11 protein-coding genes are annotated in these 15,733 nt (G+C 67.4%); 2 read left to right on the forward strand and 9 right to left on the reverse strand.

Going from position 1 to position 15,733, the window contains the following annotated elements; genetic code table 11:
• Both DQP58_RS12995 and DQP58_RS13000 read left to right on the forward strand, forming a co-directional pair.
• A partial coding sequence (locus DQP58_RS12995) for a type I polyketide synthase (protein WP_114149354.1) occupies positions 1–5,471 on the forward strand: 5,471 nt, incomplete at its 5' end.
• A 7-nt stretch (positions 5,472–5,478) separates the two neighbouring features.
• A complete protein-coding gene (locus DQP58_RS13000) occupies positions 5,479–8,076 on the forward strand; it encodes a sugar epimerase family protein (protein ID WP_112708777.1) in 2,598 nt (865 codons plus the stop codon).
• On the opposite strand, the gene DQP58_RS13005 is transcribed toward DQP58_RS13000, so the two are convergent.
• The 9 genes from DQP58_RS13005 to DQP58_RS13040 all read right to left on the reverse strand — a co-directional run bounded on the left by DQP58_RS13005 (position 8,073) and on the right by DQP58_RS13040 (position 15,453).
• Positions 8,073–9,299, reverse strand: coding sequence for a cytochrome P450 (locus DQP58_RS13005; RefSeq protein WP_112708778.1), 1,227 nt, complete (start codon positions 9,297–9,299; stop codon positions 8,073–8,075). The genes DQP58_RS13000 and DQP58_RS13005 overlap by 4 nt on opposite strands.
• Before the next feature lie 85 nt (positions 9,300–9,384).
• Positions 9,385–9,801: a hypothetical protein gene (locus DQP58_RS13010; protein WP_165827860.1), complete on the reverse strand. Its 417-nt coding sequence runs from the start codon at positions 9,799–9,801 to the stop codon at positions 9,385–9,387.
• Between the two features lie 10 nt (positions 9,802–9,811).
• Positions 9,812–10,870, reverse strand: coding sequence for an NAD(P)H-dependent amine dehydrogenase family protein (locus tag DQP58_RS13015; protein WP_112708779.1), 1,059 nt, complete (start codon positions 10,868–10,870; stop codon positions 9,812–9,814).
• A gap of 13 nt (positions 10,871–10,883) precedes the next feature.
• Positions 10,884–11,306 (reverse strand): hypothetical protein, encoded by a 423-nt coding sequence (locus DQP58_RS13020; protein WP_066869672.1) that lies wholly within the window; start codon positions 11,304–11,306, stop codon positions 10,884–10,886.
• Between the two features lie 12 nt (positions 11,307–11,318).
• Positions 11,319–12,014: a hypothetical protein gene (locus DQP58_RS13025; RefSeq protein ID WP_112708780.1), complete on the reverse strand. Its 696-nt coding sequence runs from the start codon at positions 12,012–12,014 to the stop codon at positions 11,319–11,321.
• Positions 12,011–12,139, reverse strand: coding sequence for a hypothetical protein (locus DQP58_RS27405; RefSeq protein WP_011724800.1), 129 nt, complete (start codon positions 12,137–12,139; stop codon positions 12,011–12,013). The genes DQP58_RS13025 and DQP58_RS27405 overlap by 4 nt, the downstream gene beginning before the upstream one ends.
• 15 nt (positions 12,140–12,154) lie before the next feature.
• A complete protein-coding gene (locus DQP58_RS13030; protein ID WP_112708781.1) occupies positions 12,155–12,955 on the reverse strand; it encodes a CbbQ/NirQ/NorQ/GpvN family protein in 801 nt (266 codons plus the stop codon).
• 21 nt (positions 12,956–12,976) lie between these two features.
• Positions 12,977–14,518 (reverse strand): nitric oxide reductase activation protein NorD, encoded by a 1,542-nt coding sequence (locus DQP58_RS13035; RefSeq protein ID WP_112708782.1) that lies wholly within the window; start codon positions 14,516–14,518, stop codon positions 12,977–12,979.
• A gap of 188 nt (positions 14,519–14,706) precedes the next feature.
• Positions 14,707–15,453: a hypothetical protein gene (locus DQP58_RS13040; RefSeq protein WP_112708783.1), complete on the reverse strand. Its 747-nt coding sequence runs from the start codon at positions 15,451–15,453 to the stop codon at positions 14,707–14,709.
• Positions 15,454–15,733 lie beyond the last annotated feature (280 nt).

The raw sequence follows: 15,733 nt of genomic DNA on the forward strand, positions 1-15,733 counted from the left end.
GTGCCGCGCTGGCCAACGCGGGTTTGTCGGCGGCCGACGTCGACGTCGTCGAGGGGCACGGCACGGGGACCACGTTGGGTGACCCGATCGAGGCTCAGGCGCTGTTGGCGACCTATGGGCAAGAGAGGGCCGAGCCCGGGAAACAGCCTCTGTGGCTGGGGTCGATCAAGTCGAACATGGGCCATACGCAGGCCGCCGCCGGGGTGGCCGGCGTCATCAAGATGGTCCTAGCGATGCGCCACGAGATGTTGCCCGCCACACTGCATGTCGATGAGCCGAGCCCGCACGTGGACTGGTCGGCGGGTGCGGTGTCGTTGCTGACCGAGGCACAACCCTGGCCGGCCGAGCGTCCGCGCCGGGCGGGCGTGTCGTCGTTCGGCATCAGCGGCACCAACGCGCACGTCATCGTCGAGGCCGTGCCGATCGAGCCGCCGCGCGCCGCGGACGGGCCCACGGCGCCGGTGGTGGCCTGGCCGGTGTCGGCGAAATCGCTGTCCGCGTTGCACTCTCAGGCCGCTCGGTTGGTGACCCACCTGCGCGCCCACCCGGAGGTGGACATCGCCGATGTGGGGTGGTCGCTGGCGGGTCGGTCGGCTTTCGAGCACCGGGCCGTCGTCGTCGGTGGCGACCGCGACCGGCTGCTGGCGGGGCTCGACGAGCTTGCCGGCGACGACCTGGCCGGTTCGGTCATCCGTGGCACCGTGACTGCAGGCAAGACGGTCTTCGTGTTCCCGGGCCAGGGCTCCCAAACGCTGGGCATGGGAATGGGACTGCACGCCGGCTATCCGGTATTCGCCGAGGCGTTCAACACCGTCGTGGCCGAACTGGACCAGCACCTGCTTCGCCCGCTGCGCGAGGTGATGTGGGGGCACGACGAAAATCTGCTCAACAGCACCGAATTCGCGCAACCCGCGCTGTTCGCGGTCGAAGTCGCGCTGTTCCGGCTGCTCGAATCCTGGGGTGTGCGACCAGACTTCGTGATGGGCCACTCGATCGGGGAGCTGGCGGCCGCCCACGTCGCAGGCGTGCTCTCGTTGGAGAACGCCGCGGTGCTGGTCGCGGCACGTGGCCGATTCATGCAGTCGCTGCCCGAAGGCGGCGCGATGGTCGCGGTGCAGGCCACCGAAGACGAGGTGCGGCCGCTGCTGGCGTCCTCCGACCAAGCCGGCGTCGGCATCGCCGCGGTCAACGGGCCGACCTCGGTGGTGATTTCGGGCGCCGAAGAAGCGGTGATCGCGATCGCGGACCGGCTCCGCGCAGACGGCCACCGAGTGCATCGGCTCTCGGTTTCGCACGCGTTCCACTCCCCGCTGATGGATCCCATGATCGACGAATTCGGCACCGTCGCGGCCGGATTGGCCGTCGGCAAGCCGACCATCCCGATCGTGTCCAACGTGACCGGTCAGCCGGCCGGTGACGACTTCGCATCGCCCGCGTACTGGAAGCGGCACGTGCGCGAGGCGGTGCGGTTCGCCGACAGCGTGCGGTTCGTGCGCTCGGCGGGCGCGAACCGTTTCCTCGAGGTCGGGCCGAGCAGCGGCCTGACGGCGTCGATCGAAGAATCGCTGGCCATAGACCCTGCGGCGGGCCAGGTGACGACGATGTCCGCGTTGCGCAAGGATCGACCGGAGCCGGTCGCCCTGGTCAACGCCGTCGCGCAGGGATTCGTCGCCGGGATGGACGTGGACTGGCGCGGTGCGCTGGGCGACGCGAATCTGGTCGACCTGCCCACGTATGCCTTTGACCGGCGCCGCTTTTGGCTCGCCGCCGACGACACCCCGGCCGACGCCGCGGGCCTGGGCCTGGCGGCCGGCGAACACGCCCTGCTGGGCGCGGTGGTGGAACTGCCGGCCACCGGCGGAGTGGTGCTGACCGGCCGGCTGTCGCCCGGCACGCAGGGCTGGTTGACCGATCACGCCGTCGGCGGTGTCGTGTTGTTCCCCGGCGCGGGATTCGTCGAGCTGGCGATCCGCGCCGGCGACGAGGTGGGCTGCGCGGTGATCGACGAGCTGAATCTGGCCGCGCCGCTGGTGTTGCCGACCGGCGGATCGGTCGCGGTCCAGGTCGTCGTCGGCGGCCCGGACGACTCGGGCGCCCGTGCCGTCTCGGTCTTTTCGCGCGCCGAAGCGGGCTCGGGTTGGTCGTTGCACGCCGAGGGTGTGCTGCGGGCGGGCTCGGTGCAGCCGGGCGCGGACCTGTCGGCGTGGCCGCCGGTGGGTGCGGTCCCGGTGGATGTCGGCGACGGATATGAGCAACTGGCCGAGCGGGGTTACGCCTACGGGCCCGCGTTCCGCGGCCTGACATCGATGTGGCGCCGCGGTGACGAGGTCTTCGCCGAGGTGGCGCTGCCCGCCGACGCCGGGGTATCGCCGGCCGGGTTCGGCGTCCACCCGGCGATGCTCGACGCGGCGCTGCACGCGGTCATGTTGGCGTCCGACAACAACGAACTGCCCGAAGGCTCGATGTTGGTTCCGTTCTCCTGGCAGCAGGTGTCGCTGCACGCCGCGGGGGCGGGAGCAGTGCGCGCGCGGATCGTGCCGGTGAGCCCGTCCGCGGTGTCGATCGAACTGGCCGACGGGCTGGGGCTACCGGTGCTCTCGGTGGCGTCGATGGTGGCCCGCCCGGTCACCGACAAGCAGTTGCTGGCCGCCGTAACGAATTCGGGACCGGACCGGCTCTTCGAGGTCATCTGGTCCGCTCAACCGCCGTCGGCGACGCAGCAGGTATCGGTGTCCACTTGGGGCGCAGTGGAATTGGATGACCTTTCGACCGAGCGCTCGGCGGTGCTGTTCGAATCGGTGCCGGTGTCCGGCGACGTGGTCACCGAGGTGTACGCGGCGACGCGCGCGGTGCTGCCCGTGCTGCAGTCGTGGTTGTCCCGCGACGGCGCAGGCACCCTGGTGGTGGCGACCCGGGGCGCGATGACGCTGCCGGGGGAGGACGTCACCGATCTGGCCGGCGCGGCGGTCTGGGGGCTGGTGCGGTCGGCGCAGACCGAGCACCCGGGACGAATCGTGCTCGTCGACACGGACGCCCCGCTGGACTCCGACGCGATAGCAGCGGTGCTGGCGCTCGGCGAGCCGCAGGCGATACTGCGCAACGGCGCGGTCTACACCGCCCGAGTGCTCGGCAGCCGCGCCGTCGGCGGCCTGCTACTGCCCCCGGACGAGGGACCGTGGCGACTCGGCATGAGCAGCTACGGCACCATCGAAAATCTGCGGATAGAGCGCATTCCCGACGCCGATGCGCCGTTGGGCCCCGGTCAGGTGCGCGTCGCGCTGTCGGCCATCGCGGCCAACTTCCGCGACGTCATGATCGCGCTGGGCCTCTATCCCGACCCCGAGGCCACCATGGGCATCGAGGCGTCCGGTGTGGTGATCGAAACCGCCGCGCCCGACGGGCGTTTCGCCGTCGGCGACCGCGTCATGGGGCTGTTCCCGGACGGAACCGGGACCATCGCCAAGACCGACCAGCGCCTGCTCGTCAAGGTGCCGCCCGGCTGGTCACCCACCGCCGCCGCGACGGCGTCGGTGGTGTTCGCCACGGCGAACTACGCGCTGGTGGACCTGGCTGGCGCCAAGCCCGGTCAGCGGGTGCTGGTGCACGCCGCCGCCGGTGGGGTGGGTATGGCCGCGGTGCAACTGGCCCGGCACATCGGCCTGGAGGTGTTCGCGACCGCCAGCCGCGGCAAGTGGGACACGTTGCGCGACATGGGCTTTGACGATGACCACATCGCCGACTCGCGCAGCCTGGAATTCGAGGAGAAGTTCCGGGCGGTCACCGGTATGGCCGGCATGGATATCGTCCTGGACTCGCTGTCCGGTGATTTCGTCGACGCGTCCCTGCGCTTGATGAAACCCGGCGGGGTCTTCTTGGAGATGGGCAAGACCGACATCCGCGATCCCGAGGTCGTCGTCCGAGACCACCCGGGGGTGCGCTACCGCGCCTTCGACCTGTTCGAGGCGGGGCCGGATCGCATCGCCCAGATGCTCGACGAGCTGGCGGCCATGTTCGGCGAGGATGTGCTACGGCCGTTGCCGGTGACCAGGTTTGACGTGCGACGCGCGCCCGCGGCGCTGCGCTACCTGAGTCAGGCCCGCCACGTCGGCAAGGTCGTGATGACCATGCCGGACGCGTGGACGGCCGGCACGGTGCTGATCACCGGCGCCACCGGCATGGCCGGTTCGGCGGTCGCGCGACACGTGGTGACCCGCCACGGCGCGCGGAATCTGGTGCTGGTCAGCCGCCGCGGCCTGGATGCACCGGGTGCCGCGGAGCTGGTCGCCGAGTTGAGCGCGGCCGGTGCGCACGTGGAGACGGTGGCCTGCGATGCCGCCGATCGCGAGGCCCTGGCCAAGGTGATCGCCGAAATCCCGATGCAGCATCCGCTGACCGGGGTGATCCATGCCGCCGGCGTCTTACACGACGCGGTCGTGACGTCGCTGACCCCCGACCGGATCGAGTCGGTGTTGCGGTCCAAGGTCGACGCGGCGTGGAACCTGCACGAGTTGACCCGCGACCTGGACGTCGGTGCCTTCGTGATGTTTTCGTCGATCGCGGGGCTCGCGGGCGCGTCGGGGCAGGCCAACTACGCGGCCGGCAACTCGTTCCTCGACGGATTGGCCGCCCACCGGCGGGCGCACGGGCTGCCGGCGATCTCGCTGGGCTGGGGTCTGTGGGATCAGGCCAGCGCCATGACCGGTGGCCTGGGTGCCGCCGACCGCGCGCGGTTCGGGCGTGACGGGATCGTCGCCATGTCGTCGGACCAGGCGCTGGAGCTGATGGACACCGCGCTCATCGTCGACCAGCCGTTCATGTTGCCTGCCCACATCGACCTCGCGGCGTTGCGGGTCAAGTTCGATGGCGGCACCTTGCCACCGATGTTCGTCGATCTGATCAACGCCCCGACGCGGCGTCAGGTCGATGACTCGTTGGCCGCCGCCAAGTCGAAATCCGCTCTGCTGCAACGCCTCGAGGGTCTGCCGGAGGACGAGCAGCAGGCGGTGCTGCTGGATCTGGTGCGGGCCAATATCGCCACCGTGCTGGGCAGCTCCAGCCCGGAGGCGATCCACCCGGACCGGGCGTTCCAGGAACTCGGTTTCGACTCGTTGACCGCCGTCGAGATGCGCAACCGGCTCAAAGCCGCGACCGGGCTGGCGCTTTCACCGACGCTGATCTTCGACTACCCGAACTCCGCCGCGCTGGCCGGCTATATGTACCGCGAACTGGTCGGATCGTCCGATCAAGCCGCGGCGGCGGCCGCGCCGGGTGAAGCCGAGATTCAACGCGTCGTGGGGTCCATTCCGGTCAAGCGCCTTCGGCAGGCCGGCGTGCTGGAGCTGCTGCTGGCGTTGGCGAGCGAGGCCGAGGGCGCCGCGCAGGCCGCCGCGGTGACCACCGAAAAGGACATCGCGGACATGGACCTCGACGCTCTGGTCAACGCGGCATTGCGCGACGACGACGACGAGTAGGCATGACGTGAGAATCGCGGTCACGGGGGCCAGCGGCGTGCTCGGCCGCGGCCTCGCCACTCGGCTGCTCAGCCAAGGCCACGACGTGGCAGGGATCGCCCGTCACCGACCTGAAAGTTGGCCGAGCGCAGCGGATTTCGTCGCGGCGGACATCCGCGACGCCGATGCCGTCCGACGCGCCCTGGCCGGCGCGGACGTCGTAGCCCACTTCGCGTGGGCGAGAGGTTCCGGACACGACGACCAGGTCAACATCGGTGGCACCCGCAACGTGCTCGACGCGATGGCCGAGACCGGTTCCAGGAGAATCGTTTTCGCGTCGTCGGCCCATGTGTACGGCGGGGGACAAGGACTGAAGGCCGAAGACGACGCCACGGCCCCGGTCGGCGCCGAGGGCCGGCTCAAGGCCGAAGTGGAACAACTGCTCGCGGAATCGGGCGCGGAATGGGTCGCGATCCGTTCCGCGCTGATCCTAGGGCGAAGCGTCGACAACTGGGTGCGCCGCCTGCTGGCATTACCGGCGTTCCCCCACCGGTCGGCCGATCGCGGTATGCAGGTCGTCCACCTCGACGACGCGCTCCGGCTGTTCAACCGGGCGATCGTCGATGCCGAAATCCCCGCCGGGCCGGTGAATCTGGCCGCTTCGGGCGGCCTGACCTTCCGGCAACTCGCCGCCGCGCTGCGCCGCCCGGTCGTGCGCCTGGGCCTCGAGCCCGCTGAGTTGCGACTGGTGCGGGGGAACCCGCTCATGGACACCTCGCGGCTGACAGGCGAATGGTCATTCCGGCCGGCGTGGGAATCGGGCGAATGCGTCCAGGATTTCGCGCTGGCGGTGCGCGGCCGGGTGGCCGTGGGCGCTCGGGTGATATCGCTGCCGTGGCGGCTGGCCAACATCCAGGACCTCCCGTCGGTGGACGCGCCGAGCGGCGACGGCGTAAAGCCCATTTGGGCGGGCGCGGAGGGGGATAACGGCGAATTCGACACGCCGATCGACCCGCGTTTTCCCACCTTCCTGGCCACGAATCTGTCTGAGGCGCTGCCCGGCCCGTTTTCGCCGGCGTCGGCGTCGGCGACGGTTCGCGGACTGCGGGCCAGCGCCGTGTGCGTCGCCGAGCGGTTGCGGCCCGGCGGGACGATCCAGCGCGAAATCGCAATGCGCATGGTCGCGGTGTTCGCCCACCGGCTCTACGGCGCCATCACGACCGCGCACTTCATGGCCGAGACGGTGCCTTTCGTCAAGCCCACGACGGTGGTGAGCAACAGCGGGTTCTTCGGCCCGAGCATGGCCGCCCTGCCGATCTTCAGTGAGGAGCATCCGCACTCCGGCACCGGCCGAATTCGCAGGCAGTTCCGGACCATCCGCAACATCGGGGTGTTCGGTGTCAACCTGATCGGCCTGTCCGCCGGCGCGCCGCTGGACACCCGCGAGTTCGTCGCCGACGTCGATCGCCTGGAACGTCTGGCCGACGGTGACCTCGCCGGGCTCGACGATCGTCGGCTGCTGAGCCTGATCTCACTGGCGCGTGACCAGGTGGTGCACGGCTGGGTGCTGGCGGCAGGCTCGTTCCTGCTGTGCGCGGCGTTCAACGTGCTGTTGCGTGGTTTGTGCGGGCGCGAGATCGCCGCGCCCGGCGGACCGGAATTGGTCAGCGCGCGTTCCGTCGAGGCGATGCAGCGGTTGGTAGTCGCCGCTCAGCGCGATCCGAAAGTCACGGCGCTGCTGGCCGAGCCGGGCGACCGGCTGGACAAGCTTGCCGTCGAGGCGCCGGAATTCCATGCCGCCCTGCGCGACGAGCTGGCGCTCATCGGCCACCGTGGTCCGGCCGAGCTCGAGATGCGGTCCACCAGCTACGCCGACGATCCCGAGTTGCTGGTGCGGATGGTGACCAGGGCGATGAGCGCGCCGTCCGCGCCGCAGCCGCAGCGGCCCCGGATCCCGTTGCACGCCAAGCCCGTTGCGGCTCTGGCCACCCAGCAGCTGCGCGACCGTGAGGTCCGCCGCGACAAGGTGGTACGGGCCAACTGGGTGCTACGCACGCTGCTTCGCGAATATGGACGCCGGTCGGTCGAGGCCGGGCTCTTTACCGCCGCCGACGACGTCTTCTATCTGCTCGTCGACGAACTCGACGCGCTCCCCGCGGATGTCGGCGCGCTGGTGGCCCGGCGCCGGGCCGAACAACGTCGGCTGGTCGCGGTGGCGCCGCCGACGGTATTCAGCGGTAGCTGGCAGCCGACCGCGACCTCATCGGACGCGCTGGCCAGCGGGGACACGTTGCGTGGCGTCGGCGTTTGCGGGGGTCGGGTGCGCGGCCGGGTGCGGATCGTGCGGCCCGAGACCATCGACGACCTACAACCCGGTGAGATCCTTGTCGCAGAGGTCACCGACGTCGGGTACACCGCTGCGTTCTGCTACGCCGCCGCCGTCGTGACCGAACTCGGCGGTCCGATGTCGCACGCCGCGGTGGTGGCCCGCGAATTCGGGTTCCCGTGTGTCGTCGACGTCCAGGGTGCCACCAAGGCACTGCCGCAGGGTGCCATGGTGGAGGTCGACGGCACCACTGGCGAGATCCACGTGCTCGGGCTGGCCGCGGACGACGCGCTGAGTTAGTCGAACTCCATCTCCAGCTCCACCGGGCCGCTCAATCCCAGCATCGGTTTCCAGCGTGCCCTTGCCACGCGGCGCGGATTGGTCATGCGCCGGGCGATGACTTTGAGGGCCCCGGCGAGTTCGGTTCGGGCGAGATTGGCGCCCAGGCAATAATGGGCGCCGCCGCCGAACGTCAAAATCGGCGGCGGCTCCTCGCGGGTGATGTCGAACCGGTCCGGGTACGGATAGACCTCCGGATCGCAGTTGGCCGCAAAGGTATTCACTGAAATGAAGGTGCCGGCCGGAAACGTGTACTCCGCGAACGTGACGTCGTCGAGGACGGTGCGCAGGGTGGTGCAGACCGCCGGCGAATGGCGCATGCATTCCTCGACGGCTTGCATCGCGAGGCCGGAATCGTCGCGCAGCATCGCCAGTTGATCGGGATGGTCACACAGCGCGTGCATGCACGCGGCCAGTTGGTTGCGGGTGGTGTCGGTGCCGGCGGACAGAATGCTGAACGCCAGCATGCGCATCTCCGCGTTGCTCAGCCGGTCGCCGTCGTCATGGGCGCGGATCAGTTCGGAGATCAAGTCGTCGGTCAACCGGCCCCGCCGCTCGGTGATCATGTCGTCGATATAGGCGTCGAACTCGTCCCAGGCCCGCATCACGATGTGCTGCTCGTTCGCCAGGTCGGAGTCGAACCTGACGATTTTGAAAATGTCCTCGGCCCACAGGGAGAACTGCTCCCAGTCCTCGGGGGGCGCGCCCAACAGCGCGCAGATGATCGGGATCGGGTACGGCCGGGCGATTTCGGTGACGAAATCGCATCGGCCCGCACCGGCGACCTGGTCGATCAACTCGTTGATCACCGTGTCGATGGTGTCTTCCATGCGCGCCGACGCCCGCGGCGTGAAGGCCTTGGACACCAGGCCGCGCAGCCGTCGGTGTTCCGCGCCTTCCATGCCCAGGATGGTGCCAAGGACCCGTTCATAGAGCGGGCCGGACGTTATCCCGCGAGCGGTCATGTGCATGCCGGGCGGGAAAACGAACCGGGGATCGCGAAGTATCCCGCGGGCGAGTTCGTAGCCGAGCACCTCGGGTCCCAGCGGCCCGATGGCCATCGGCGACCGCCTGCGCACCTCGTGGATGCGCGGGGCGACCTCGTGCACGGTGTCCGTGATGTCGTAGTGCAGCGTCGGGAGGTCGGCGTCGAAGACGCTCGGTGCTGCCGTATCGACGGTCATCGTGCCTCCTTAGGCGAAATCAGCTCGGCCGGTAGCGCTTTGGCAGTACTTGGATCAGCACCGAAACCAGCCATGACGTCTCCAATCACGGGATGTTGGTTGCTAGGAAAGTCAGTGGCAGTCCCAGGATCGACACGTCGTTTTCGTCGAGATAAGTGCCCTCGCCCTCCATGTGTTGCCGGAATCGCGTTGTCGCGCCGTAACGCTCGGCGACCGCGTCGGCCGTGGCGGCTTCCGGAACTCCGATCACCACGGTGAACACGCCGTCGCCGTGACGCTCGAGGAAGTCGCTGACCGAGACGGCGACCTCGCCGGTCGACCCGGGGATCGGGCTGATCAGTTCAATGCCCCGATTCCAGTCGAGGTGAATATCGAGGCCGAGCTCGGTCAGCTGCAGGGTCTCGAACACGAATCCGAGATCGCCGAACATTTGCGCCGCCACGGCATGTCGCTCCGGCGACACGGCGAACACAACGTGATGAAGTGCGGGTTCTTCAGGCATCTGGGTCTTCCTATCGAGAATCGGCGCGCAGCACCCCACGCGGCAGCAGCAGCGGCAGGTCGTTATAGGTGACGATCCCGGGAGGGGCGGCGACGACGGTGGGAATCGCGGTGATCGCCGGCATCGCGGTGATGGTGAGCCCCAGCATGATGTAGTCGTCCAACGTTTCGCCGACGAAGTCCGGTGGCGGCAGGAAGCTCAGCGTGGTCTTGATCGTCGGTCGGCCCTGTACCTCGACGGTGTAGCCCATATCAAGCGGCCAATCCGGTTCCAGCGCTTGCCCCTTGCGCCATTGCCCGCCGATTTCGATGACCTCGCGACCCGCCAGAATTCCCTTCCAGCGAACATGGATGCCTGCGACGCAACCCTTCGCGATGGTCCAGTCCCCGGGTAGGTGCAGATCCTCGGTGGTCTGGGCGTACTCGGCCTCACAACGGACTTCGTCGAGCTCGACGCCGAGCGCATCGGCGAGCAGCAACACACCGTCGCGAAAGATGCCAGATCCCTTCTTGGTGATAGCCGGTAAGTCCGGCCGGTCGATGGCATAGCCGAAGCCCATAGGGATTTCGGTCGTTGGCGAGTTGTAGATCGTGGTGTCGAAGGATTCCAGTACCGACACCTTGTCCACCCGATCGGACAACCCGGCCGACACGATGGTGAACAGTTGGATGAAGCCGGGGTTGATGCCGGTGCCGAAGATGCTCGCTCCGCCCGCTGTGCACGCCTCGGCGATGCGCTCCCGCCCCGCGCCCAGGAAGTGGCCGGTGATGAACTCGGCGGTGCCCACCACATTGATGCCCGCGCGAAGGATGCGGACCAGCTCGTCGACGTCGGCGAACATCGGGTTGTAGACCACACAGTCCGGCTCAAGCGCGAGCAGCGAATCGATATCGTTGGTAGCCATGACATTCAGCGGTTCGATCCCGCACAGCTCGCCGACATCACGTCCGGACTTCTCCGGCGACCAGGCGTAGCAACCGACGAGCTCGAGCGTCGGGTTGGCAACTATGGCCTTGACCGAACTCTTGCCGACGTTGCCCGTCGTCCACTGAACGACCCGATGGATCAACGGTTCAGTCCGTTCATGGGTGCGGCGCCGCCTGGGCTTGCCGGGCCAGCCTGTCGTTGTGGATCTTGACGAGTTCGCGAAACCCCAGCCGGTGATACTTCGGTATCGGCTGGATGCCCCACACGTCCTGCGCGGTGGCTTTGCCCTCGGCGCCCTCGGGCGGCCCGAACGGCGGGTAGGGGTACTTGCACTCCAAAGTGTCGTTGGAGTAACGGATCTTCAGTAGCTCGCTGCAGATCTGGGTGAGGCTCAGGGTCGGGTATCCGTAGTAGACCGCCATGAACGGCAACGTGAAGGCGCCTTCGATCACCAGCGCTACCAGGCACACCAGCACGGCGCGCTTGATCCATTTGTGCATGCGGGCGTAGTACGGCGTGGTGCCGGGCTCGAGGCCGGCGGCCGGGTCTTTGTCGTCGGTGGTAGACGGTGCGGTCATGGCACGGCTCCTTTAGTCGGAGAAGATTTCTCGATTGACGGTGTGCAGGTACGGAATCGCGAGGAAGGGGGTGATGTAAAAGATGTCGTAGAGCCACCAGCCGATGACCGGGAACACGACGCCGGCGTAGCGCACGTCGGCGAACATCGTCATGTTGAATACATAGGCCGACCAGATCACCACGCCCATCCAGCAGGTGACAACCATCCACTGGTGGCCCCAGCGCTTCATCTGCAAGAAGCCGATCGCGGCGGCCACCCGCATGGAGAACACCGTCAGGATCAGGCCTGCCACGTAGGCCTTCTCGCCCGGCCCGGCGGCGCCCCCGATCCACAGCTCGTTGTAATGCCAGAAATAGCCGGCGTCGAACATGTTGCCCCAGCCCACCATCAGCACCCGGTTGATCAGGGTGTGGTTGGCGACCAGGTCCAGGGCCCAGCCCAGGCTGTTGAGCATGCCGTCGATCAGGGTGAGATAGCCGATCAGGGTCACGATCATCGGCCGGACCGACAGGCCGTCGCGCAGGGCTTGGCGTTGCAGCCACACCCCACGCATGAAGATGGGAAACCCGATCAGGCCCGGCGCCCACATGCCCATCAGGGCGGCGCCCACGATCATCCACTTGTCGGCGCGGCGCTGAGCCCGGCGGGATTCGTCGTGATGATCTGCGAGTCCTACCGAATTCGTCTGCGCGGCATCAAGACTCACAGGTCCCACCACCCCCGCGCGAACGACATGTACAGCTGGACGCCGAACATGGCCAGCAGGTAGCCGTAGATGAAGATCTGGAAGACGATGAGCGCCCTCTTGCGTTTCTGCTCTTGTCGGTCCATGCCGATTGCTCCTTCCTAAGAACTGCTCGATGCGTCTGCGGCGCCCAGGCTGGCAGCCGCGACTTCTCGAAGGCCGTCGGTGACGGCGCCGTCGGTGCTCAGTGGCGCGAGTATGCACGCGTCGGCCGCATCCAATTCCGTTGCGCCAGCGGCGATCAGGTGGGCAGCGGTGACCAGCACCCTGGTCGAGGGCGGCTCGAAGTGGAAGGCTTGGTCTGCGGTGCGGATCGCGACCGCGCATCCGACCAGCCGCCGCGCCGTGGCCAACGGAATTCCGGATTCGGCGACGATCACCTCGGCTTCCCGGTCGGGCGGCAGATATTGCATTGCCAGCGTCGCGAACCGCTGGCGAAACGACGGTTTGAGCTCCTTGAGCGAGCTGCGATAGGCCGGGTTATACGAACACACCAGCATGAACTCTCCGGGCGCTTTCACCACCTCACCCGCGCGATCGAGATACAGCGACCGCCGGTGATCGGTGAGTGAATGCAGGATCGCCAAGGAGTCATGGCGCGCCTCGACCACCTCGTCCAGGTAGCAGATCGCGCCGGCTTTGACCGCCCGGGTCAGCGGGCCATCGGTCCAGACGACGTCGCCGCCGGTCACCATGAAGCGGCCGACGAGATCGGAGCTGGTGAGGTCGTCGTGGCAGCTGATGGTCACCACGGGCCGCTGCAGCAGTGAGCCCATGTGCTCGACGAACCGGGTCTTGCCGCAGCCGGTTGGGCCGGTGAGCATCACCGGGATGTGCCGGTGAAACGCCTGCTCGAACAGCTGAACTTCGTTGCCGTTGGCGAAATATGTTTCGGTGGTCATCTCTTCCTCAGCGGGTCGCGTTCATGCCGTGACCAGTTCGCGATGGACATGGGCCAGTACCCGGGGCAGCTCCTCGATGCGCCGGATCCGTTGCGACCGGCGGGGTCCGAACACCTCGGGGAGGGGATCGACGCGGGTCGGTCCCACGCCCACGTAGTACATCGACACCCCGGCCTCGTTGGCCTCCTCGACGGCGTGCGCGGCGTCAGCCCAGGCATACCGGCCCTCGTAGCCCTCATCGGAGATCAGGCCGTCACCGATGACGATCAGCAGGCGGCGTTCGGAGGCCTGCGCCAGCAGGCGGCTCGTCAGATGGCGAAGTGGCGCACCGAGTCTGGTGTATCCGCGGGTGGACAAACCCAGCCCGCTTGGCGGTACGAATCGGCGGTCGTCGAAGTCCTTCAGGCAGCGGACTTCGACTCGATGACGGGTGTTGCCGGTGAATACGAAGACACCGTGGCGCTCGCGTGCCAGCGTCATGGCGCGGGAAAGCGCATCGGCACAGGACAACTCCAGCTGGAACACGCGGCCGCCGTGCACCCCCAGCGACGAACTGCCGTCGAGCAGCAAGGCGGTGGTGACGTCGCGGCTGCTGGGCAGCAGATCGCGGAACACCTTCGGCTCCTTCGCCTCGCCGGTCGCCAGATCGATGTAGTGATTGACGTATTGGTCGACATCGAGGTCGGAGCCGTCTTCGAGGCGGTTGGTCATCGCGCGGTGGGTGTGTTCCTCGAACCACTTACGCACGTCGACGGCCACCGGCACCGGCCGGCGGGCGTGCCGGCCGTCGGAATGCTCGATGACGGCGACATGGTCACGCATGAATCGCTTTGTCCACATGTTCCATTCTGGATAGGGAATGCCGGGCCGGTGTTCCGGCGTGACGTCGAGATCGTTGTCTTGCGGCCGGCTCGGCGGCGGCAGGTTGGGGTTGCGGACTCCTCCGTCGCCGCCGACCGGAACCGAGTACGGCCGCGGCAACCGCTTCTGCGTTGTGGTCCAGGGCATCCTGCCGAAGCTGCGCCGCAATTTGTCGGCCAATCCGTGCGGCGCCGTGTACGCCAGCGGCAACGACCCCAGCAGTGGGTGAATCGTCAATTCCTGGCTCGTGGCCGCCAATGCCATTGCGCGATTGAGCATTTCCACGGCGGCCATGTCGCCGGCCTCGGTGCGGACCTCAGGAAGTAGTCGACGGACCTCGGGGAGCAGTCCCGGCCACCGTGACGCGATCCAGCCGAGGGCGACGCCGGCCTCAACGAGGGTGAGCGCACGCAGTTCCCGGGCCGAGAGCTCGTTGAGGCGATATTCGGTGACGCGTTCTTTCGATGGCGAACATTGCAGGGCCACGCCGCATGTCAGGGTTCGGCGCGTCCAGTCGGGCCCTGAAAGTTGGGGGGCGGGGTAGGGGACGTGAACGAACTTCAACGCCGCGTTCAGGCCGAAGCACCGACGTTCCCCGGTGACCAGCCGCACGCCTTCGCGCCGTTGGTCGCTGAGCGCGACCGCCGTGACGGAGCAACCCCGCTCCAGCGCCATCGCGTGACCGTCGGACTGGTCAATCATGGGCTGAATCCCGCGTGTTCCGGCTGCCCGGTCCGCGGTTCAGAACGTGCCGATGTTGGAGAACAGCCAGTACCAGAACCAGATGATCAGTCCGGTGCCGCCCCAGGCGGCGACATAGCGAAGGATTTCCCATAGATAGCCCATGATGTGACTTCCTCGGTGGCGTAGTGGATTTCGGCTCGCTCATGTCAATCGGAGAAGAGTTCGCGGTTGACGGTGTGCAGGTAGGGGATGGCCAGGAACGGGGTGATGTAGAAGATGTCGTAGAGCCACCAACCGACGACGGGCAGCACCACGCCGGCGAAGCGCACGTCGGCGAACATGGTCATGTTGAAGACGTAGGTGATCCAGATGACCACACCCATCCAGCAGGTGACGACCATCCACTGATGGCCCCAGCGTTTCATCTGCAGAAAACCGATGGCCGCCGCGATGCGCATGGTGAAGACGGTCAGGATGAGCCCGACTTCCAGGGCCTTTTCGCCCGGTCCGGCCGCGCCGCCCACCCACAGCTCGTTGTAGTGCCAGAAGTAGCCGGCGTCGAACATGTTGCCCCACCCGTTGAGCAACACCCGGGCCAGGATGGTGTGGTTAGCCACCAGGTCAAGGGCCCATCCGACGGTGTTGATGGCGGCGTCGATGATGACGAGATAGCCGAGCAACGTGACCAGCATCGGCCGAACGGAGAGGCCGTCGCGCTGGGCCCGGCGCAGCAATCGCACACCCCAGAGAAACAGCGGTAAGCCGAAGATGCCCAGGGCGGCGGTGCCGATCAGCAGACTGCCGGAGATGAGCCATTTGTCGGCCTGACGTTGCGCGAGCTGTGACCGTTGAGAATGTTCGTCGATGGTCAGACCCGTTGGGGCAGCGCTGGTTGAGCCGGCGGTGGTGCCTTCACTGCCGGCATTGCGCGGATGCAGCCTCGGCAGATTCACGAACCCTCCCCGTCTGCTATTCCAATCGGCCTGTGCAATATAACAGGCTGACTGTAGTCAGCATAAGATGTGGGTCGCGTTTCGGTGAAGTCGGCCGGTCCTGCACGGCGCCGACGGCCTCGGGGGCTGTAATTGTTCGGCGTAACGGGTCGATCTGTCTACGGTGGGATACCTTCCGTTAATAACGCACACCGGGATATCACTGACAAAAGTCAGCTGCTGGTCGTTGACACAGCTTTCACCGGGCGCCTACGCTCAGCGAGCGCTCAGCCGTTGCGGC

This window comes from Mycobacterium colombiense, from assembly GCF_003284975.1.
GTDB classification, from domain to species: Bacteria; Actinomycetota; Actinomycetes; order Mycobacteriales; family Mycobacteriaceae; genus Mycobacterium; species Mycobacterium europaeum_A.